The organism is Bacillus sp. JAS24-2 (genome assembly GCF_008274905.1).
GTDB classification, from domain to species: Bacteria; Bacillota; Bacilli; order Bacillales; family Bacillaceae_G; genus Bacillus_A; species Bacillus_A cereus.
Window position 1 is genome coordinate 4,196,282 of sequence record NZ_CP031068.1, and the last position, 21,234, is coordinate 4,217,515.

Below are 21,234 nucleotides of genomic sequence, written 5' to 3' on the forward strand. Positions count from 1 at the left end.
AGAATTCCTAAAAATACATATTTCGAAAATGAAAACATAGACCAGAATTTCATTTCTTCCTAAATACACGTTTAAAAAGGAGGATTTAGAGAACTGAGCAGATCGAGGCGCTGAAGCCAGGAGGAGCGCAGTGTAGAAAAATACTACTCGAGCACCGGACTGGCGAAGCAACGATGAGATGCGACAGTTATCTAAACCGGACTTTTTAAACAACCTCTCAAAAAAAGTCTAGACGGTTATAGTATAACCATCTAGACCCTATTCTTACTTCTCTTCTTTTAAGCTTAATTTTAAGTTTAACTCTTCAAGCTGTGCTTCTGCAACTGGGCTTGGAGCTTCTGTTAATAAGCAGCTTGCGCTTGCTGTTTTTGGGAATGCAATTGTATCACGAAGGTTCGTACGGCCTGCAAGTAACATAACAAGACGATCTAAACCTAATGCGATTCCGCCGTGTGGTGGTGTACCGTATTCGAATGCTTCTAATAAGAACCCGAATTGCTCTTGCGCTTCTTCTTGTGAGAATCCAAGTGCTTTGAACATTTTTTCTTGTACGTCACGCTCGTAAATACGAAGTGATCCACCACCAAGCTCATAACCGTTTAATACAAGGTCATATGCTTGTGCACGTGCTTTTTCTGGTGCTGTTTCTAGTAACTCAACGTCTTCACGGAATGGCATTGTGAATGGGTGGTGAGCTGCGAAGTAACGATCTGCATCTTCATCGTACTCAAGAAGTGGCCAATCCGTTACCCATAGGAAATTATATTTACTTTCGTCAATTAACTCAAGCTCTTTACCTAGACGTAAGCGAAGTGCACCTAAGCTATCTGCAACAACGCTCTTCTTATCTGCTACGAATAGTAATAAGTCGCCAGCAGTAGCCTCTAATGTGCTCATTAACACATTTGCATCTTCTTCACTGAAGAATTTCGCAATCGGTCCTTTTAAGCCATCTTCTTCAACTTTAAGCCAAGCTAGACCTTTTGCACCGTATACTTTCACGAATTCAGTTAATGCATCGATGTCTTTACGAGAATATTTACTTGCAGCACCTTTTGCATTAATTGCTTTTACTTGTCCGCCGCTTTCTACAGCACTTGTAAACACTTTAAAGCCACAACCTGCTGCAAACTCAGATAAGTCTGTTAGTTCCATTTCAAAGCGTGTATCTGGCTTATCAGAACCGTAGCGAGCCATTGCATCAGCATATTTCATACGAGGGAATGGTGCACTAACTTCTACACCTTTTGCATCCTTCATAACTTTCGTCATCATACGCTCCATCATATCTAAAATTTCATCTTGTGTTAAGAATGAAGCTTCGATATCGATTTGCGTGAATTCCGGTTGACGATCCGCACGTAAATCTTCATCACGGAAACAACGTGCTACTTGATAGTAACGCTCAAATCCGCCGACCATAAGAAGCTGTTTAAATAACTGTGGTGACTGCGGTAGTGCATAGAATTCACCATCATGCACACGACTTGGCACTAAATAGTCACGAGCTCCTTCTGGCGTGCTTTTCGTTAAAATTGGTGTTTCTACTTCTAAGAACTCTTCTGTGTCTAAGAAGTTACGAATTGTTTTCGTTACGTCATGACGCATTTTGAATGTGTTAAACATTACTGGACGACGTAAGTCTAAATAACGATATTTTAAACGCACATCTTCTGATGCATCTGTATCATCAGCAATGATGATTGGCGTTGTTTTCGCTGCATTTAGTACATTTACTTTTGTTGCTTGTACTTCAATACGACCAGTTGCCATATTGTCATTAATTGCGCCTTCACCACGTTCAACAACTGTACCTTCTACGTGTAATACGTATTCGCTACGAATTGTTTCTGCTACTTCTAACGCTTCTTTTGATGTTTCTGGGTTAAATACAACTTGCACGATACCTGTACGGTCACGTAAGTCGATAAAGATTAATCCACCTAAGTCACGGCGTTTTTGTACCCAACCTTTTAATTGAACTGTTTGTCCAACAGCTTCTACTGTTACTTTTCCACATGCATGTGTTCTTTCAGCCACTGTAAGTTCCCCCTATATTAATTTCTCTGCTACGTATGAAGCAAATACATCTAACGCTACTTCTTCTTGTTCACCTGTTGCCATATCTTTTAAGTTAATGATGCCTTTATCTAGCTCATCTTCTCCTAATACAGCTACAAATTTCGCCTTTAGACGATCTGCTGATTTAAATTGTGCTTTCATTTTGCGATCTAAATAATCTTTTTCAACTGACAATCCAGCTTTACGAAGATCGAACGCAACTTTTGCAGCATGGTCTTTCGCTTTTTCGCCAAGCGCCACAACGTAACAATCAATGCTATGTTCAAGTGGTAATTCAATGTTTTCAGCTTTTAGCGCCATAATTAAACGTTCAATACTCATTGCAAAACCGATACCTGGCATTTCTGGTCCACCGATTTCTTGTACAAGTCCGTTATAACGGCCACCACCGCTTAATGTAGTGATCGCACCGAAACCTTCTGCCTCACTCATAATTTCAAAAACAGTGTGTTGGTAGTAGTCTAAACCACGCACTAAGTTCGGATCTTTTTCAAACGGAACATCCATCATCGTTAATAGTTCTTGAACTTTGTCGTAGTATATTGCTGAATCTTCGTTTAAGTATTCTGTAATAGATGGTGCTGTTCCCATTAATTCATGGTTACGGTCCTTCTTACAGTCTAAAATTCGAAGTGGATTCTTTTCTAAGCGAGATTGACAGTCAGAACAGAATTCGCCGATACGTGGCTCAAAGTGTGCGATTAATGCATCACGGTGTGCTTGACGGCTCGCTGCGTCACCTAAACTGTTTAATACAACTTTAATATTTTTTAAGCCCATGCCGCGGTAAAATTCAACAGCAAGTGCAATTACTTCTGCATCAATTGCAGGGTCATTACTGCCGATTGCTTCGATACCGAATTGTACGAATTGACGATAGCGACCTGCTTGTGGTCTTTCATAACGGAACATTTGACCGATATAGTATAATTTCGTTGGTTGTGTTGCATCACCAAACATTTTATTTTCAACGTAAGAACGTACAACAGGTGCAGTACCTTCTGGACGTAATGTTAAGCTACGCTCTCCACGATCTTGGAATGAGTACATTTCTTTTTGTACGATATCTGTCGTATCACCAACACCGCGTAAAAATAGCTCAGTGTGCTCAAAAATTGGTGTACGAATTTCTTTATAATTGTAACGACGGCAAATTTCGCGTGCTTGCCCTTCGATATACTGCCATAACTCAACAGTGCCTGGAAGAATATCTTGCGTTCCGCGTGGGATTTGAATAGACATATTCAGTTCCTCCTCAAATTGTTTTAATCTTAATAAAAATAAAAAAACTCCCGCCTCTACTGTTTGAACAGTAGGGACGAGAGTATTATACCCGTGGTGCCACCCTAATTGAAGCACTTATGCTTCCACTTTTTTAATAACGCTTAAATATGCGTTCATCCCTACTAAGCGTATATGCCGTTCAAGTTGAAACCTCTAGAGTGTCATTCAATCAGTCATCATGCAGAAATGTTTTCAGCCTAAGACATTTCTTCTCTTTCCATGTGTGTCTCATTTACTCTTCTCTATCAACGGTTATATTCATATGTAAATATAAAATTACTATACGTTTGTTAAGTAGGATTGTCAAGTGCTCTAAGAACGTTCAATCTGCTTCTTTAAACGCTTTACATCTTGAAGAGAAATCCCAAACTCGGAAGCAAGCTCCATTGAAGTATTGTTTTGCTCTTTTGAAATAAAATCATGAAAATTCACGTTAAATAGTTGATTTGCACCATTTGTAACAGAATGCCCTTTTTCATTCATACGCATACGTATATCCCTCACATTCAATATGGATGTTTTACTTTTTATTGTTCCATATTGATGGGAGAGTTATACATAACCGAAACTGCTATTGATTCCAAATAAATGAACAAAACATACAACAATGTATAAAAAAGAGAGGATTATATAACCCTCTCTTTTTTATCAACACTATTTACTTTCTACAATTAAGGTCACCGGACCATCATTGATTAAAGAAACATCCATCATTGCTCCGAACTTCCCTGTTTCCACATGTAATCCTTGTTTACGAACTTCTTCATTAAAGAAATCGTATAAACGCTCTGCATAATCAGGTTTCGCAGCATCCATAAAGTTTGGACGTCTTCCCTTGCGGCAATCTCCGTATAATGTGAATTGCGAAATAGATAGAACTTGTCCTTCTACATCAAGTACAGAATGATTCATCTTTCCGCTCTCATCTTCAAAAATACGTAAGTTTGCAATTTTTTCTGCAATGTAAGTTGCATCTTTTTCTGTATCTTCGTGCGTAATGCCAACTAGTAATGTTAAACCGAACGGAATTTGTCCTACGATCTCACCGTCTACTGTGACAGACGCTTCCTTTGATCGTTGTAAAACAACTCTCATCTTTCTACACTCCCTATTAATGCATCATGCGTCGTACTGCATAAATTTCTGGAACGCGTTTAATGCGTTCTACTACTTTTTTCAAGTGTTGTAAGTTACGAATCGAGATTGACATATTAATTGTTGCCATCTTATTACGGTCACTTCTACCAGAAACAGCTGAAATGTATGTTTTCGTCTCTGTAACAGCTTGCAGTACTTCATTTAATAAACCGCGGCGATCGTAACCTGAAATTTCAATATCAACGTTATACTCTATTTCTTTTTCAGGGCTACCTTCCCACTCAACTTCTAATAAACGTTCTATCGCTTCTTCTGTATGAACATTTACACAATCACGGCGGTGAATCGATACACCTCGGCCTTTCGTAATATACCCAACGATATCATCACCCGGAACTGGGTTACAGCATTTCGATAAACGGATTAATAAATTATCAGCACCGCTTACCTTTACACCAGAATCCCATTTTCGAATTTTCATCGGTTTACGAACTTCTTTGACTTCAACAATTTCTTCTTCTTCGCGTTGCTTGCGGAACTTGTCCGTTAGTCGCGTAACAATTTGCGAAGCTGTAATTCCGCTATATCCAACTGCTGCAAACATATCTTCTTCATTTGCAAAGTTAAATTTCTCAGCGACGCGTTTTAAGTTATCAGGCGCTAATACTTCTTTCATCTCATACTCTAGACCACGTACTTCCTTTTCAACAAGTTCACGGCCTTTTTCAATATTTTCGTCTCTACGTTGTTTCTTAAAGAATTGACGAATTTTATTTTTCGCATGAGATGTTTGAGCAAGTTTTACCCAATCTTGACTTGGGCCATATGAATGTTTCGACGTTAAAATTTCAATGATATCGCCGGTTTTTAATTTATAATCCAGCGTTACCATTTTCCCGTTTACTTTTGCACCAATTGTTTTATTCCCAATTTCCGAATGGACACGATACGCGAAATCAATTGGAACCGATCCAAGTGGTAATTCCATTACATCGCCTTTCGGTGTAAAGACGAATACCATGTCAGAGAATAAATCAATTTTTAATGACTCCATAAATTCTTCTGCATTAGAAGCTTCATTTTGCCATTCTAATATTTGACGGAACCACGTGAGTTTCTTCTCTAATGTACCTGTTGTTTCTGCTGTTTTTCCTTCTTTGTATGCCCAGTGTGCCGCGATCCCGAATTCTGCAATTTCGTGCATTTCTTTCGTACGAATTTGCACTTCAAGTGGATCACCTTTCGGTCCAATTACAGTCGTATGAAGAGATTGATATAGATTTGCTTTTGGCATTGCAATATAATCTTTAAAACGACCTGGCATCGGCTTCCAGCACGTATGAATAATTCCAAGCACTGCATAACAATCTTTGATACTATTTACAACAACACGTACAGCTAATAAATCGTAAATTTCATTGAACTGTTTATTTTGCAGTGCCATTTTACGATAAATACTGTAAATATGTTTCGGTCTTCCAGAGATCTCAGGTTGAATTGCAACTTCTTTTAATTTCTCACGAATACCAGTCATTACTTCGTCTAAGTATTCTTCACGTTCTGCACGTTTACGCTTCATTAAATTTACAATACGATAATATTGTTGTGGATTTAAATAGCGAAGTGACGTATCCTCTAGCTCCCATTTAATAGTACTAATTCCGAGTCTATGTGCTAAAGGTGCAAAGATTTCTAGCGTTTCATTCGCTATGCGACGCTGCTTCTCTTGAGGCAAATGTTTCAATGTACGCATGTTATGAAGACGATCAGCTAGTTTAATTAAAATAACTCGAATATCTTGAGCCATTGCAATAAACATTTTGCGATGGTTTTCTGCTTGTTGTTGTTCGTGAGATTTATATTTGATCTTCCCAAGCTTCGTAACACCATCAACAAGCATAGCAATTTCTTTGTTAAATTCCCGTTCAATATCTTCTAACGTAATCTCTGTATCTTCCACTACATCATGTAAGAAACCTGCTGATACCGTAGCTGGATCCATGTGTAAATCAACTAAAATACCTGCAACTTGAATTGGATGAATAATATACGGTTCACCCGATTTTCTGTATTGTTCGCTATGCGCATCGCGTGCATATTCATAGGCACGTGCTACTAGCTCAATATCTTCATCCACTAAATATTGACTTGCTTTCTCGAGTACCTGTTCAGCTGTTAGTACCTGCTCATTTGCCATCGAATCACCTTTTATTGAAAATTGACTTTATCTTTATTTAATAGAATAAATTATATTCTATCATTATAACCCAATGATTGTGAATTGTGAAAAGGAAAAGATTTTACTGACATTTCACCATGATTTTTTGTTCAATTATACAAAAGTACCCGCTCCTCTCCAAGAGATTCACGGGTACTTTTTATCACCGTAGTTTTACCTATATAGTGATTAGTATTTTTCTAATACTAATACATCGTAACCATCTAACATTTTACGACCATCTAAGTAAGTAAGCTCTACTAAGAATGCAATCCCTGCTACAACTCCGCCAAGTTCTTCAACTAGCTTAATTGTCGCTTCGATAGTTCCACCTGTAGCTAATAGGTCATCTGTAATTAATACGCGTTGACCTGGCTTAATTGCATCTTTATGGATTGTTAAAACATCTTTACCATATTCTTTACCGTAGTCAACTGTAATTACTTCACGTGGTAATTTTCCTAATTTACGAACTGGCGCAAATCCTACTTCTAACGCATAAGAAACTGGGCAACCGATAATGAAACCACGAGCTTCTGGTCCTACTACAACATCGATATCTCTTTCTTTTGCGTATTCAACGATTGCATCTGTTGCTGCTTTGTATGCTTTACCGTCATTCATTAAAGGTGTAATGTCTTTAAACACAATACCTTCTTTCGGATAATCCGGTACAATTGCGATATGTTGCTTGAAATCCATATTTCTGAATCCTCCTCAGATCTAAAAGGTTTGTAAATACAAATCCTTTACCCTAACTGTTCTACTTCTTTATGATTACGAATCGTTTCAAACCATGTATATAGTTGCTGATATGTGCTATAAACCAATTCTTTTTCTAATTGTAAGTGGTTCATTTTCTCACGATATGTGTTCGATTCAATTAAATCACGCTTTTGTTTTTTGTCTGCCATAAAAATGACGCCATCTTTTATTGTAACAAATTCTAACTCAAAAAACACCTGTGTCATAAAATTTACTGTATCTTTTGACCAACCTTTATGACGACATAGTTGTTCTCCATATTGTCTTAAAGAAAATGGTGTTTTTTGGTTTAAGAAAGAATAATACCATTTAAAGTGTTCTCTCGTAGGAACTGTACTAAATAAGTGGTTATTCTCTTGATAAAATAGCGTATAAATTCGCGCTGGGAATCCTGCCTTAAATAACTCACGTAATTCATCGGTTCCTTTTGGTAAATCAAGTAACACGATATATTGATCATCTAAATGCGTTACTTCTGAAGCATGCATGAGCTTTTCTTTATAGCTCTCTAAAGAAAATTTATTCAATACCTCTTCAGAAAAATACACCATTGTTATTTTTTCTTTCGGAAGTTCTGCTAAATTTGCTTCTGCATTACGCATACTACGCCAATCAAATAATTGCCACGCCTCTACAGCAATATCTTGTACCATTAGTTGTGGCTTCTTAAAATTATTCCATTCATTGATGGATGCTTCTCCTATTATAGATACTTTTGCAACTGGAGAGATTTCTTTCGCATATGCACCAAAACCAAATCCAATTGTATCCAGTGTTGCTTGTCCATCACGAAGAGCCATTTTTAAATGAGAACCATCTGATCCGATTGCGCGAATGCTTTCTAACTCTGCATCTTTTACTGCAATACGTGGTTTCGGATTTCCAATACCAAACGGGGCTAGTTTTTGCATATCTTCAATTGCCGCTAGCGTTACATCCTCTACTTTGCAAAAAACATCAACTGCTGTAATTGGAATAAAATCTTCTTCTGTTAAAATCGCATCTGCTTGTTCATTTAATCGGCGACGTAATTCATCTACATCATTCATATGTAGCGTCATTCCCGCTGCCATCGGATGCCCTCCGAAGTGTGGCAATAACTCTCTACAATCTGATAAGTTTGCAAACAAATCAAATCCTGCAATACTACGTGCTGAGCCTTTTGCTGTTTCTTTTATAGGATCGATGCTTAATACAATCGTCGGACGATAAAAACGTTCAACTAATTTAGAAGCAACAATTCCAATTACCCCTGGGTTCCAGCCTTCTTTTGCAAGTACTAATACTTTGTTTTCTTCTGGCGGGAAGTTATTTTCAACTTCAGCGATAGCTTCTTCTGTAATTTGCTTTACAATATCTTTTCGCAGTTTGTTCAGCTCATCAATTTCTTCGGCCAACTCTTTCGCTTCCTCTGGATCATCTGATAATAAAAGGTGTACAGCCGGCGCAGCATCTTCTAAACGCCCAACCGCATTAATACGAGGTGCAATTGAGAAGCCAATACTCTCTTCTGTAATTTCACTTTGCGAAACGTTAGCAACTTTAAACAATGCCTTCAAACCAATATTTCTCGTCATACGCATATGTTTTAAACCGCGTTTCACTAGCAACCTATTTTCACCATGAAGTGATACTAAATCGGCTACTGTACCGATTACTGCAATCTCTAATAAATGTTCTGGTACACGGCCTAATAGTGCATGCGCAACTTTAAACGCAACACCTACACCAGCTAAATAGTGAAACGGATATACGCCACCTTCTAATTTCGGATGTATAATCGCAAGCGCTTCTGGCAATTCTGGCGGTGGCTCATGGTGATCTGTAATAATTAGATCTATTCCAAGCTCTTTCGCTACATTCGCTTCATGTACTGCTGCGATGCCAGTGTCGACAGTAATAATCAGTGAGAACCCTGCGCTATGCGCCCAACGAAATGCTTCTTCGTTCGGTCCATACCCTTCTGTAAAACGATTTGGAATGTAAAATTCTACTTCTGCACCTAATTCTTGAAGAGCAAGATATAAAACCGTCGTACTACTTACTCCGTCCGCATCGTAATCACCAAATATTAATATTTGCTCTCCATTTTGAATCGCCTTATTTACACGTTCTACCGTTCTATCCATTCCTTCTAATAAAAATGGATCATGAAATTCTTGATTTTCTGTATTTAAAAAATCTAAAATCTTATCTTCTGTATCTAGTCCTCTACCGAGGAATAATGAAACGACAAGTGGCGATAACTGTAATTTACTTGCTAATTCACTCACTCGCTCGTCATTATATTCTTTTTCTTTCCAACGCGTCTTCGGTTGTAACACGAAATCACCCCTTAACCTGTTCATTATACAAGACAGATTAAGGGGTGACAATATAATGCAAACTACGATGCAATATCTATATACCAAAATGTTAATGATGTTTAATTTGGAGAATACGGATTTATATGTACGAATACATTTTGTACATTATCTTGTTTCATAAGTATTTCTTTCACATGTTTTCCAATACGGTGTCCTTCTTCTACGGTAATGTATGGATCTACAGACACTTTAATATCGACAATAACATAATGACCATGCTCCCGTGCATATAAAGAACCAATTTTTTTCACACCATCCACTTGAAGAACTGCTTCTCTAAGCGGAATAACATCCTCCTCATGAAGAACATGGTCAAGCGTTGCATGAATTGCTTCCGCTCCAATGCTCCATGCCATTTTTACAACAAGAAGTGAAACAACTAATCCCGCAATCGGATCAGCATATACAAGCCAGTCTATACCAAGCTTACCACCGATTATAGCTGCACAAATACCGATTAAAGCTGCAATTGAAGAAAATACATCCGAACGGTGCTCATATGCATTTGCAATAATTGCATCACTGTTTACTCTTTTCCCTAATCGGAATTTATATTGAAACATTCCTTCTTTCACGACGATTGAAAGAACAACAGCAAATATCGTAATTCCTTTCGGCGGTTCTAGTTCTTGCGAAAAAGCTTTTATAGACGAAATCGCGATTTCAAGTCCCACAATAAATAATAATACCGCAACAATAATCGCTGAAATCGATTCCGCTTTACCATGACCATACGGATGATCCTCATCAGGTGGCTGCTTTGCCGCTCGCAAACCAAAAAGTACAGCTAGCGAACCTATTACATCTGATGCAGAATGCACGGCATCCGCTAATAGCGCTTTACTGTTCCCAATATAACCAATTACCGCCTTTACAATCGCTAATATAATATTACCAACGATCCCGACAATAGCACCAAACTCGGCCTGTTTAAAACGTTCATCTTTTTCCATCATTAAAATCCCTTCTTTTCTTAACCTATCTTTTTATTTTAACAAAAACAGCGATAATACCACCACTTTCCTCCATCTTCTTTCTGTTAAAAAGTTGCTATCTTATTGTATCCACAAACGAAAAAAGAGATGCCTCATAAAGAGACATCATCTTTTCTATACTTGCGGCTCAGATTCTACTTTCTCAACCTTCTTCTTGTTTTTTCCCTTTTTCAAACGACGGTTTTCAAGCATTAACCAAATTTGAGAGGCAACGAAAACAGAAGAGTACGTACCTACAATTAATCCAACAAGTAACGCAAACGAGAAGTTACGTAGCGACTCACTACCGAAGATAAGCAGTGCAATTACTGGGAATAACACTGTTAATACGGTATTAATCGAGCGACCAAGCGTTTGGCGAATACTTGCATTTACAATTTCTTCTAGATCTTTTATATCGCGCACTCGTTTTTTCTGTTTGTATAATTCACGGTTTCTATCAAATGTAACAATCGAGTCATTAATAGAATAACCGATGATTGTTAACACTGCAGCGATAAACGTTAAGTCTACCTCTAGTTGGAAAATACTAAACATAACAACCATAACGAAAGCGTCATGTAATAATGCAAGCACTGCAGATAACGCATACGTAAATCGGAATCGAATACTTACGTATAAAATGATAACCGCAGAAGCAATCAGTACAGCGATAAATGCATTTCGTGCAATTTCTTTACCGATTGTCGGTGAAACTGTACTGATGTTTGGATCTGTACCATATTTATCGTGGAAGAATGTTTTTGTTTTCGCAATTTCATCTTTTGATAAAACACCTAATGTACGAACTGCGAAACCTTTATTGTCATCTCCAGTCGGTACAATATTTTCTTCCTTCACATCAATGTTCAATTCTTTAAAATCTTTATGAACATCAGACACAGTAACGGCTTGTTTTGATTGCAAGTCGATACGTGTACCACTCGCAAAGTCAATACCAAGATTCAATTTGAAAATTGGTAAGATAATTGCACCCGCAATTACAACTACAATCGAGAAGATAAGGAATTTATGACCGATATTTACGAAATTAATACGATCAAATCTCGTTGGCGGATGTACTACCCCTTTTGTTAATGGAATAATATCCTTTTGTTTCACACCAAAATATCCTGGTTTTTTATCAAAGTAACGGCTCTTTACAAGTAAACCTAGTAAGAAACGAGTACCGAATACGTTCGTAATAAAACCAACTAAAATACTTACGATTAAACTTGTTGCGAATCCTTTTACAGAGCTATTACCATAAACGAATAACACACCAGCTGCTGCAAGAGTTGTAACGTTTGCATCTAGAATTGTTGCTAATGAACGATGGTTACCAGCGCGGAATGCCGACATCATGGACTTACCAATTTTCAACTCTTCTTTCAGTCTCTCGTACGTAATAATATTCGCATCAACTGCGATACCTACTCCGAGCACTAACGCCGCAATACCTGGCAACGTAAGAACTGCATGCATCCAATTAAAGACAAGTAATGTAACGAAAATGTATAAACCTAACATAATAACCGCTACAAGTCCTGGTAAACGGTAGAATACAAGCATAAATAAGAAAATAAGAGCGATACCAATCGCACTAGCGAAAATCGTTTGCTCTAACGCTTGTTGACCAAATTTCGCTCCAACAGATGTTGAATACATTTCTTTTAAATCAACAGGAAGTGCACCTGCATTTAATAAAGATGAAAGTTGTTTCGCACTTTCAACTGTGAAGTTTCCACCTACGATAGATACTTCAGCTTGGTTAAATACTTGGTTTACTGTTGCTGCTGATAAGAACTTCGGATTCGGTTTTGCAGATTCTGCTTTGTACGAATCTTTTCCTTCTTCAAAATCAAGCCAAATTACCATTAAATTCGTTGGTGGTGGCATTTTTGAAATTTTTTCAGTTACTTCACGGAATTTTTCAGCGCTCTTTAGTGTAAGACCTACGCTCGCACGGCCTTGCTCATCAAATGTTTGCTTCGCTCCGCCGCCTTTTAAATCCGTTCCGTCCATAAGAAGATTATCATCTACATCACGGAATGTTAATTTCGCTTGTGTTGATAACATTTCACGTGCTTTTTGCTGATCTTGTACACCAGCAAGCTGTACACGAATTCGATCTTGCCCTTCGATTTGAATGTTCGGCTCACTTACACCGAGAACATTGACACGATTCTCAAGAGCACCTACTGTACTTACAAGTACGTCTCGATCGATTTTGTCACCTTTTTTGGCTGGTTTTACTTCATACAGAATTTCAAAACCACCGCGAAGGTCTAGTCCTAGACTAATTCCTTTTGCTATGTCTTTTCCTGCCGCACCAATTACTCCACCGATTAATAAAACGATGAGGAAAAAGGCGGCAATTCTCGTACCACGCTTTGCCATATGTACCCTCTTTCCGCTACTAACACTTTAAATAAATCTCTTACGATTCACTTTTACACGTGTGCATACGCCTAGTTAGTAGACTTCCTTTCTATAATTTTTGCTAGTTCATTACTAGCTGTATAGGTAAGCTTTTACACTACCTACACTTCCATCATTTATTTTCCTCTTCACTACCTCCTTTATATATAATCTTAGACATAATTATTTCCTCTTTATCAATACATATCATTATACTGCAAAAGGAAGAACAAACCAATTGCAGTCGGTTATTTATTTTCGTACTCATCAAATGACCAAAGTGGCGCTTGGTAAGCTTCAACAGTTAAATATGTCATATATTCATTAGCACTTACTGTTAATACGTCATTAACTAATTCATACAATCTAACATCGCTGTCTATCTTCTTCCACTTTTTCACTTTAAGAAACTTCCAAATGTCATCATCTGTCACTCGGTCGTAACCGAACATTTGAAACTCTTCTACTTTACTTTCTAAAACGACTTGTAACTGTCCGCGGTATGATTCTACCAAAGCCTCTCTATCTAACATCTATAACATCTCCTTCTTATTTCGCACGAAAAGTCGCTTTAATCCCGCTCTAATGGACAGCAATAACTACTTTCAAGAGCACTATCATACTTCACTCTCTTAAATGCTTGTCATTCTTGTCTCGTACGTGCATATAAATTATTGTAAATCATTCCATTGATTTTGAGAAGGTAGGAGAAGAACATGACGAAACAAAGCTTTTTAAAAGGCGCATTTATTTTAATGATAGCCGGCTTTATTACAAAAATACTCGGCTTTATCAACCGCATAGTAATGGCACGTATTTTGGGAGAAGAAGGCGTTGGTCTTTATATGATGGCCGTTCCTACATTCATTTTAGCAATTACATTGACACAAATTGGTCTTCCTGTCGCAATCGCAAAATTTGTAGCAGAAGCGGAAGCTGTGAACGATAAACAAAGAGTTAAAAAAATATTAACCGTATCACTAGCTGTTACATCCATTATTAGTATCATTTTAACAATCGGAATTATGTTCCTCACACCTATTTTAGCAAAAACATTATTAACCGACGAAAGAACGTACTATCCATTAATGGCCATTTTGCCCGTTGTTCCTGTTATTGCTGTTTCTTCTGTTTTGCGTGGTTATTTTCAAGGGAAACAAAACATGAAACCTAGCGCTTATGCGCAAGTTCTAGAACAAGTCGTCCGCATTACCATTATCGCTATATGCATTCAATTATTTTTACCTTACGGCATAGAATACGCTGCAGCCGGCGCTATGTTATCAGCTGTTCTCGGTGAAGTTGCATCGTTATTATTTTTACTCACGTTATTTCAGCGAGAAAAACATTTATCAATACGCTCTGGATTTTTCACTACTGTAAAGGAAAGCAAAGGGACATTTTATTCTCTGATGGATATTGCCCTTCCAACTACAGGAAGTCGTTTAATCGGCTCCGTTTCATATTTTTTTGAACCTATTGTCGTTATGCAAAGCTTAGCAATCGCTGGTGTCGCTGCTTCTGTTGCAACCCAGCAATACGGTATATTAAACGGTTATGCATTCCCGCTTCTATCACTACCCGCCTTTATTACATACGCTCTCTCTACAGCGCTCGTCCCTTCTATTAGTGAAGCAATGGCAAAAAGACAACATAAATTAGTGGAGCACCGTTTACAACAAGCACTTCGAATTTCATTAATTACCGGCGGATGGTCTGTCGTTATCTTATACGTATTCGCTTCTCCTGTTTTAACTCTTATGTATGGATCAGACAGCGCAACAGCATTCATTCAACTTCTTGCGCCTTGCTTTTTATTTCATTATTTCCAAAGTCCACTTACCTCTGTTTTGCAAGCTTTAAACTTAGCAAGAGCTGCAATGATGAATACATTTATTGGAGCCATCGTGAAATTAATCGTTATTTTTGTACTAGCATCAAGGCCAGAATTTCAAATGATGGGGGTTGCTCTCGCTATTGCAGCAAATATTGTAACAGTAACATTTCTTCACTACGCTACTGTTTTAAAAAAGATTACATTTACCATTTACGCAAAAGACTATATTTTCGGCGGACTTGCCATCGGTATCGCAGGCGCCTTCGGTTTTTATCTTCATAAATATATTATTTTCTCTCATGCCCTTGGCATACAAACATTATGGGAAATCACTTTAACAACAATTGTTTATATCGTACTTCTCTTCACTTTCAAACTCATTCGAAAAGAAGAGTTAAGTCGTCTCCCTATCATTCGTAAACTTTCATTTTTGAAATAAGGTGAAACTTTAATCAGTGGGGTAATCTCCACTGATTATTAGTTACACTAATCATTCTTACTCTTTCAAAGAATAAGTCTCTAATTTTCTTTTACATCAACAAAAAATTTTCCGTTTTGAAAACTACAGTATAAAATTTGTGTTACATCGTTATAACCTAAGTTTTTTAATTTCTCAATAAGCCATGCATCTGTATGTTCAATCATTTGTAAATGACTAGATTGAATTTCTCCATCAATAATAAGAGGAAGCGTAAACTGCAATGTATCTTGTTTATTTTTTTGTTTTTGAAAGACAGATAACTTCCCAGACGGTTCCAAAATAGCATATTCTACATCCCGAATATCTCCAACTCCTTGTTCCCTTAATTGCATCATTAAATCATCTATATTATAACGTTGCTTTCTCATCTTCTTTTCATCAATCTTTCCCGCGTTTACAAGAATAGCCGGCTCACCTTCTATTAAATGCCGAAAGCGTTGATACTTTAGGGAAATGACTGACAAAATAATTTGGATGCACATAAGAAAAGTCATCGGAACTAATTGATGCCAAAGTGATTTATCGGTATTTTCAATTGCCACTACAGCCATTTCTCCAAGCATAATAAATACGACTAAATCTAATACACTTAGCTCTCCTATCTCACGTTTACCCATAAGACGAAAAATAATTAAGATGATGATATACAAAAGCATTGTCCGTCCAATTATTGATATCCATTCCATTTCTACATCTCCTTTTTTACGTATAGACTCCCCTATAAAAAAGAAACTAGTCTAACTTAGACAAAAGGAAAATATGCTTGTATTAAAAAGGGGGAATGCATAAATGGATGGGACGAAAAAATTATCAACTGCAATTGGCTTCGGTATTGTTACACTACTAATTCTCGCATCTATTACTAGTATGATTATGGCTCTTTTATTAAAGTTTACGAATGTAAACGAAGGGACATTAACCGTTACTATTTTTATACTCGCTCTTTTATCTATGCTTATGTCTGGATTTACTGCCGGCAAAAAGGCTCAAGGAAAAGGTTGGCTAGTAGGTTTCACAACAGGTCTCACGTTCACTATACTCGTTTTTCTAGTTAACTATTTAGGCTTTTCTCAAACTTTATCGAACTCACAATTACTTTATCAATTAGCATTAATGGGGGCGAGTACACTCGGTGGTATTTTCGGTGTAAATATGTCAAAGCAAAGTAACTAAAAAAGGCCCTGCATATTTCATGCAGGGCCTTCCAAATTAGTTTTTCACAACTTCACGAATCGCATTGCGATCGAACGTTAAGTGTGAACCACCAGATTTAATAACAATTTTCGTCTCATCTACTGATTCGATTGTACCGTGTAAACCACCGATTGTTACGATAGCATCACCTTTTGCTAACTCACTTTGCATTTGAGCAACTGCTTTTTGACGTTTTTGTTGCGGGCGAATTAATAAGAAATAGAAAATCGCAAACATCGCAACGATCATAACGATATTCATCATACCTGCATTCATCTTTTGTTCCTCCTTTTAAATTATGTATTAGAAGTTTTTAGCATTCGGTTTATTAAAGCCATACTGTTCAAAGAACTCTTCGCGGAAATCGCCAAGACGGTCTTCACGAATAGCTTGTCTCACCTGCTCCATTAAGTTTAACAGAAAATGAAGGTTGTGATAAGACGTTAAACGAATTCCGAACGTTTCATCACATTTCATTAAGTGACGAATGTACGCACGAGAGTAGTTTTTACATGTGTAGCAATCACAGTTTGGATCAAGCGGACCGAAGTCTCTTGCGAATTTCGCATTTTTTACAACGAGGCGACCTTCACTTGTCATACATGTACCATTTCGAGCGATACGAGTTGGAAGTACGCAGTCAAACATATCAATACCACGAATTGCGCCATCGATTAACGAGTCAGGAGAACCTACACCCATTAAGTAACGAGGCTTATTATCTGGAAGAAGTGGTGTTGTAAACTCAAGTACACGGTTCATAATATCTTTCGGTTCGCCTACAGATAAACCACCTACAGCGTAACCAGGGAAGTCCATTGAAACAAGATCTTTCGCACTTTGACGACGAAGCTCTTCGTACTCTCCCCCCTGTACAATACCGAATAAACCTTGATCTTGCGGACGTTCATGCGCTTTTAAGCAACGTTCTGCCCAGCGGCTCGTACGCTCTACAGATTTCTTCATATATTCAAAAGTAGCTGGGAATGGTGGACACTCATCAAATGCCATCATAATATCTGAACCTAATGCATTTTGGATTTCCATCGCTTTTTCTGGTGATAAGAATAATTTATCTCCATTTAAGTGATTGCGGAAGTGAACGCCTTCCTCTTCAATACGACGGAAGTCACTTAAACTGAATACTTGGAAACCACCAGAGTCTGTTAAGATTGCACGATCCCAGTTCATAAATTTATGCAAGCCGCCTGCTTCACGAATAATTTCATGACCTGGACGTAGCCATAAATGATACGTATTACTTAAAATAATGCCAGAATCCATTGCTTTTAATTCTTCTGGTGACATTGTCTTAACTGTTGCAAGTGTACCAACTGGCATAAATGTTGGTGTATCAAATGAACCGTGCGGCGTATGCACACGACCTAAACGGGCACCCGTTTGTTTACATGTCTTAATAAATTCATAACGAATTGCTGTCATAACTTACTCCTTTTATTTGTTTCTCATTTTAGCGTGAGATGCAACGAACATTGCATCACCGAAGCTAAAGAAACGATATTTTTCTTTTACTGCTTCATTATAAGCATGAAGTACATTATCTCTATTTGCAAATGCACTTACAAGCATAATTAATGTTGATTTTGGTAAATGGAAGTTTGTAATTAAACCATCAATTGCTTTAAATTCATATCCCGGATACATGAAAATATCTGTCCATCCAGAAGCGGCGCAAAGCTTACCTTCATGATCTGTTGCAATTGTTTCTAACGTACGAGTTGATGTCGTACCTACAGTAATAATACGTCCACCATTCTCTTTCACACGATTTAATAATGCCGCTGTCTCTTCAGACATATGATAATATTCTGCGTGCATATGGTGTTCTTCAATCGTGTCTGCAGAAACTGGTCTAAATGTTCCAAGTCCTACGTGAAGTGTAATGAATGCTAACTGAACGCCTTTTAGCTTTAACTTCTCAAGTAACTCTTCTGTAAAGTGAAGTCCCGCAGTCGGCGCTGCTGCTGAACCGATTTCTTTCGCATATACTGTTTGATAGCGATCGCGATCTTCTAGTGTCTCTTTAATATATGGAGGAAGTGGCATTTCCCCAAGTTCATCTAAAATTTCATAGAAGATGCCGTCATATGAAAATTCAAGCTGACGTCCACCTTGATCTGCAGTTCCTGTGCAAGTTGCTTTTAATTTCCCTTCGCCAAAAGAGATAACAGTTCCTTCTTTTACACGTTTCGCTGGCTTTACAAGCGTTTCCCACTTATCACCTTCTTCTTGTTTTAAAAGAAGTACTTCAATGTGCGCGCCTGTATCTTCTTTCACACCGTGCAAACGAGCAGGCATAACTTTCGTTTCATTTAAAACTAAGCAATCCCCCTCATGTAAGTAAGAAAGAATATCCGTAAAATGTTTATGCTCAATATCACCTGTTTCACGGTCTAACACCATTAATCTTGATGTTTCACGCTCTTCTAACGGGACTTGTGCAATAAGTTCTTCTGGTAAATGAAAATCAAACAGATTTATATCCATAGCTATATCCACCTATTTCTTATTTAAATCGATTTATTATATACATAATAAAAGATAATACAATACTTAACACAATACATGTAATGATAGGAAAATAAAAGGTAACGTTTCCTTTTTTCACAAAAATATCGCCTGGAAGCCTTCCAAGGAACTTCCAAGCTAATCCAACAACGATGAGTAAGATCCCGGCTGTAATAAGCAGCTTTGGCATCTCCGTCATACTTTTGGTATCTCCATTCCGAAATGTTCATACGCAAGCGGCGTTACAATTCGGCCCCTCGGCGTTCGTTGTAAAAAACCAATTTGTAATAAATACGGCTCATACACATCTTCAATCGTATGAGATTCTTCTCCAATTGTTGCTGAAACCGTTTCTAATCCAACTGGACCGCCACGGAATTTCTCAATAATACCAAGCAGTAATTTATGATCAATATGATCTAGACCTAATTTATCTACTTGCAGTAGCTCTAATGCCATTTGTGTAATTTCCATCGTAACCGTTCCATTACCACGAACTTGTGCGAAATCACGTACACGTCTTAAAAGACGATTCGCAATACGAGGTGTACCACGAGCACGTCTTGCAATTTCTAATGCAGCTAACGAATCGATTTCAACTTCAAATACTTCTGCTGTACGTTCAACAATCGCAGAAAGCTGATCTACTGTGTAGTACTCTAACCTTGAAAGTACACCGAAGCGGTCACGCAGCGGTGCCGATAATGCTCCAGCACGTGTTGTTGCTCCAACTAATGTAAATGGCGGTAAATCTAGGCGTACAGAACGTGCTGAAGGCCCTTTTCCAATTACAATATCAAGGCAAAAGTCTTCCATCGCAGGATACAATACTTCTTCAATTGATCTATGCAAACGATGAATTTCATCAATAAATAATACATCACCTGGCTGAAGCGCTGTTAATACAGCAGCTAAATCTCCTGGTCTTTCAATTGCGGGACCTGAAGTTGTTCTAACATTAACGCCCATCTCATTGGCAATAATATTCGCAAGCGTCGTTTTACCAAGACCTGGTGGTCCATATAAAAGCACGTGATCTAACGTTTCTTCACGCATTTTCGCCGCTTCAATAAATACTTCTAAATTATGTTTCGCTTTATCTTGGCCAATATACTGACGGAGCGTCTGTGGCCGTAATGAATATTCTAAATCCGCATCTTCATATGCAGATTCCCCTGAAAGGAGACGTTCGTCCATTATACTCACCTCTTACCATTTAGTAAAAGACTAAGTGCCTTTTTAATATACTGATCCGTCGTTAATGCTTCTTTTAATAACTCTGGTACAACACGAGAAACTTCGCGTTCTGCGTATCCAAGTGCGCGCAGAGCTTCCAGTGCCTCATCAAGCTCAGCTGATGAACCTTTCTTCTCATCAAAACGTTCTGTGTCTGAGAATAAATCAACAAATGCATCTGGTACGACATCTGCTAGTTTTCCTTTTAAATCTAAAATCATTTGGCGTGCTGTTTTCTTTCCGACGCCTGGGAATTTCACTAAAAACTTCTCATCTTCATGCTCAATCGCTTGAACGACCTGTCCTGTTTGACCAGAAGCTAAAATTGCAAGAGCGCCTTTTGGCCCAATGCCAGACACGCCTAACAACTTTGTAAATAATAAACGCTCTTCACGTGTTTTAAAACCGTAAAGTGCCATAATATCTTCTCTCACATAATGATATGTATAGACACGGATTTCTTGCTTACTTCTTTGAAATACATACGGATTTGGTGTGAAAATTTGATAACCAATTCCATTATGATCAATTACGACATATTCCGGCCCTACATACTCCACGTAACCTGTAACATATTCAAACAAAATACGATCTCTCCCTCTTAAATCATGTATTCCATTTTAACATATTTAATGATAGAAAAGCGAGACTGCCCCAACAAATGTTCTCCACTTGAAACTTCTGTTATTTTCCATTGACAGAAAGGTTAAAGCACCTTAATATACAGAAGTCGATAATGATTATCAATA

At 37.8% G+C, this 21,234-nt stretch carries 19 protein-coding genes and 1 other annotated feature; of the genes, 2 read left to right on the forward strand and 17 right to left on the reverse strand.

Annotated features, from left to right (window positions below; all coding sequences use genetic code 11):
• Window positions 1-264: 264 nt before the first annotated feature.
• The 10 genes from aspS to DN407_RS21855 all read right to left on the reverse strand — a co-directional run bounded on the left by aspS (window position 265) and on the right by DN407_RS21855 (window position 13,741).
• Window positions 265-2,040, reverse strand: a complete 1,776-nt coding sequence (gene aspS / locus DN407_RS21815; RefSeq protein WP_000840905.1) for an aspartate--tRNA ligase — start codon at window positions 2,038-2,040, stop codon at window positions 265-267.
• Between the two features lie 12 nt (window positions 2,041-2,052).
• Entirely contained in the window at window positions 2,053-3,324 is a 1,272-nt protein-coding gene (hisS, locus tag DN407_RS21820) for a histidine--tRNA ligase (protein ID WP_000027081.1), read from the reverse strand.
• Between the two features lie 69 nt (window positions 3,325-3,393).
• Window positions 3,394-3,624 (reverse strand) — a binding site (T-box leader).
• Window positions 3,625-3,678: 54 nt separating this feature from the next.
• Window positions 3,679-3,855 (reverse strand): hypothetical protein, encoded by a 177-nt coding sequence (locus DN407_RS31700; RefSeq protein ID WP_001242605.1) that lies wholly within the window; start codon window positions 3,853-3,855, stop codon window positions 3,679-3,681.
• 165 nt (window positions 3,856-4,020) lie between these two features.
• Window positions 4,021-4,461: a D-tyrosyl-tRNA(Tyr) deacylase gene (locus DN407_RS21825; RefSeq protein ID WP_001266956.1), complete on the reverse strand. Its 441-nt coding sequence runs from the start codon at window positions 4,459-4,461 to the stop codon at window positions 4,021-4,023.
• Between the two features lie 16 nt (window positions 4,462-4,477).
• The gene (relA, locus tag DN407_RS21830; RefSeq protein WP_001262811.1) at window positions 4,478-6,661 is read right to left on the reverse strand and encodes a GTP diphosphokinase; all 2,184 of its coding nucleotides are present in this window, start codon (window positions 6,659-6,661) and stop codon (window positions 4,478-4,480) included.
• Between the two features lie 210 nt (window positions 6,662-6,871).
• Window positions 6,872-7,384: an adenine phosphoribosyltransferase gene (locus DN407_RS21835; protein WP_000346215.1), complete on the reverse strand. Its 513-nt coding sequence runs from the start codon at window positions 7,382-7,384 to the stop codon at window positions 6,872-6,874.
• Window positions 7,385-7,431: 47 nt separating this feature from the next.
• Window positions 7,432-9,771 (reverse strand): single-stranded-DNA-specific exonuclease RecJ, encoded by a 2,340-nt coding sequence (gene recJ / locus DN407_RS21840; RefSeq protein WP_149216630.1) that lies wholly within the window; start codon window positions 9,769-9,771, stop codon window positions 7,432-7,434.
• Window positions 9,772-9,872: 101 nt separating this feature from the next.
• Window positions 9,873-10,766: a cation diffusion facilitator family transporter gene (locus tag DN407_RS21845; protein WP_000409743.1), complete on the reverse strand. Its 894-nt coding sequence runs from the start codon at window positions 10,764-10,766 to the stop codon at window positions 9,873-9,875.
• 156 nt (window positions 10,767-10,922) lie between these two features.
• Window positions 10,923-13,187, reverse strand: a complete 2,265-nt coding sequence (gene secDF / locus DN407_RS21850) for a protein translocase subunit SecDF (RefSeq protein WP_001119065.1) — start codon at window positions 13,185-13,187, stop codon at window positions 10,923-10,925.
• A 269-nt stretch (window positions 13,188-13,456) separates the two neighbouring features.
• Window positions 13,457-13,741, reverse strand: a complete 285-nt coding sequence (locus tag DN407_RS21855) for a post-transcriptional regulator (RefSeq protein WP_000886978.1) — start codon at window positions 13,739-13,741, stop codon at window positions 13,457-13,459.
• 183 nt (window positions 13,742-13,924) lie between these two features.
• Between DN407_RS21855 and spoVB the strand changes: the two genes are divergently transcribed.
• Window positions 13,925-15,484: a stage V sporulation protein B gene (gene spoVB / locus DN407_RS21860; RefSeq protein ID WP_149216631.1), complete on the forward strand. Its 1,560-nt coding sequence runs from the start codon at window positions 13,925-13,927 to the stop codon at window positions 15,482-15,484.
• Between the two features lie 80 nt (window positions 15,485-15,564).
• Here the strand turns inward: spoVB and DN407_RS21865 are convergent, their stop codons facing one another.
• Window positions 15,565-16,212, reverse strand: a complete 648-nt coding sequence (locus DN407_RS21865) for a DUF421 domain-containing protein (RefSeq protein WP_000454818.1) — start codon at window positions 16,210-16,212, stop codon at window positions 15,565-15,567.
• Window positions 16,213-16,315: 103 nt separating this feature from the next.
• Between DN407_RS21865 and DN407_RS21870 the strand changes: the two genes are divergently transcribed.
• Window positions 16,316-16,699 carry a TIGR04086 family membrane protein gene (locus tag DN407_RS21870; protein WP_098005847.1) on the forward strand — a complete coding sequence of 128 codons (384 nt, stop codon included), beginning with the start codon at window positions 16,316-16,318 and terminating at the stop codon, window positions 16,697-16,699.
• Between the two features lie 36 nt (window positions 16,700-16,735).
• On the opposite strand, the gene yajC is transcribed toward DN407_RS21870, so the two are convergent.
• From yajC to ruvA, 6 genes are read right to left on the reverse strand one after another with little or no spacing between them, the layout of a single operon-like run.
• Window positions 16,736-16,996: a preprotein translocase subunit YajC gene (gene yajC, locus DN407_RS21875; RefSeq protein WP_000991115.1), complete on the reverse strand. Its 261-nt coding sequence runs from the start codon at window positions 16,994-16,996 to the stop codon at window positions 16,736-16,738.
• A 27-nt stretch (window positions 16,997-17,023) separates the two neighbouring features.
• Complete coding sequence (gene tgt, locus DN407_RS21880; RefSeq protein ID WP_000125365.1) at window positions 17,024-18,163, reverse strand: tRNA guanosine(34) transglycosylase Tgt; 1,140 nt, start codon at window positions 18,161-18,163, stop codon at window positions 17,024-17,026.
• Between the two features lie 12 nt (window positions 18,164-18,175).
• Complete coding sequence (gene queA, locus DN407_RS21885) at window positions 18,176-19,228, reverse strand: tRNA preQ1(34) S-adenosylmethionine ribosyltransferase-isomerase QueA (protein ID WP_000354027.1); 1,053 nt, start codon at window positions 19,226-19,228, stop codon at window positions 18,176-18,178.
• 19 nt (window positions 19,229-19,247) lie between these two features.
• On the reverse strand, window positions 19,248-19,448 hold the full coding sequence (locus tag DN407_RS21890; RefSeq protein WP_000138164.1) for a DUF2905 domain-containing protein: 201 nt from the start codon (window positions 19,446-19,448) through the stop codon (window positions 19,248-19,250).
• Complete coding sequence (gene ruvB, locus DN407_RS21895; protein WP_000344449.1) at window positions 19,445-20,446, reverse strand: Holliday junction branch migration DNA helicase RuvB; 1,002 nt, start codon at window positions 20,444-20,446, stop codon at window positions 19,445-19,447. The genes DN407_RS21890 and ruvB overlap by 4 nt, the downstream gene beginning before the upstream one ends.
• 5 nt (window positions 20,447-20,451) lie before the next feature.
• Window positions 20,452-21,069, reverse strand: a complete 618-nt coding sequence (gene ruvA / locus DN407_RS21900; RefSeq protein WP_000464509.1) for a Holliday junction DNA helicase RuvA — start codon at window positions 21,067-21,069, stop codon at window positions 20,452-20,454.
• Between the last annotated feature and the right edge of the window lie 165 nt (window positions 21,070-21,234).

Excerpts from the sequence above, each read along its gene's own strand:
- spoVB (WP_149216631.1), top strand. The coding sequence starts at position 13,925 with ATGACGAAACAAAGCTTTTTAAAAGGCGCATTTATTTTAATGATAGCC.
- secDF (WP_001119065.1), bottom strand. The coding sequence starts at position 13,187 with ATGGCAAAGCGTGGTACGAGAATTGCCGCCTTTTTCCTCATCGTTTTA.
- ruvB (WP_000344449.1), bottom strand. The coding sequence starts at position 20,446 with ATGGACGAACGTCTCCTTTCAGGGGAATCTGCATATGAAGATGCGGAT.
- DN407_RS21870 (WP_098005847.1), top strand. The coding sequence starts at position 16,316 with ATGGATGGGACGAAAAAATTATCAACTGCAATTGGCTTCGGTATTGTT.
- DN407_RS21890 (WP_000138164.1), bottom strand. The coding sequence starts at position 19,448 with ATGACGGAGATGCCAAAGCTGCTTATTACAGCCGGGATCTTACTCATC.
- DN407_RS21845 (WP_000409743.1), bottom strand. The coding sequence starts at position 10,766 with ATGGAAAAAGATGAACGTTTTAAACAGGCCGAGTTTGGTGCTATTGTC.
- queA (WP_000354027.1), bottom strand. The coding sequence starts at position 19,228 with ATGGATATAAATCTGTTTGATTTTCATTTACCAGAAGAACTTATTGCA.
- hisS (WP_000027081.1), bottom strand. The coding sequence starts at position 3,324 with ATGTCTATTCAAATCCCACGCGGAACGCAAGATATTCTTCCAGGCACT.
- DN407_RS21825 (WP_001266956.1), bottom strand. The coding sequence starts at position 4,461 with ATGAGAGTTGTTTTACAACGATCAAAGGAAGCGTCTGTCACAGTAGAC.
- DN407_RS21865 (WP_000454818.1), bottom strand. The coding sequence starts at position 16,212 with ATGGAATGGATATCAATAATTGGACGGACAATGCTTTTGTATATCATC.
- DN407_RS21855 (WP_000886978.1), bottom strand. The coding sequence starts at position 13,741 with ATGTTAGATAGAGAGGCTTTGGTAGAATCATACCGCGGACAGTTACAA.
- tgt (WP_000125365.1), bottom strand. The coding sequence starts at position 18,163 with ATGACAGCAATTCGTTATGAATTTATTAAGACATGTAAACAAACGGGT.
- yajC (WP_000991115.1), bottom strand. The coding sequence starts at position 16,996 with ATGAATGCAGGTATGATGAATATCGTTATGATCGTTGCGATGTTTGCG.
- relA (WP_001262811.1), bottom strand. The coding sequence starts at position 6,661 with ATGGCAAATGAGCAGGTACTAACAGCTGAACAGGTACTCGAGAAAGCA.
- DN407_RS31700 (WP_001242605.1), bottom strand. The coding sequence starts at position 3,855 with ATGCGTATGAATGAAAAAGGGCATTCTGTTACAAATGGTGCAAATCAA.
- DN407_RS21835 (WP_000346215.1), bottom strand. The coding sequence starts at position 7,384 with ATGGATTTCAAGCAACATATCGCAATTGTACCGGATTATCCGAAAGAA.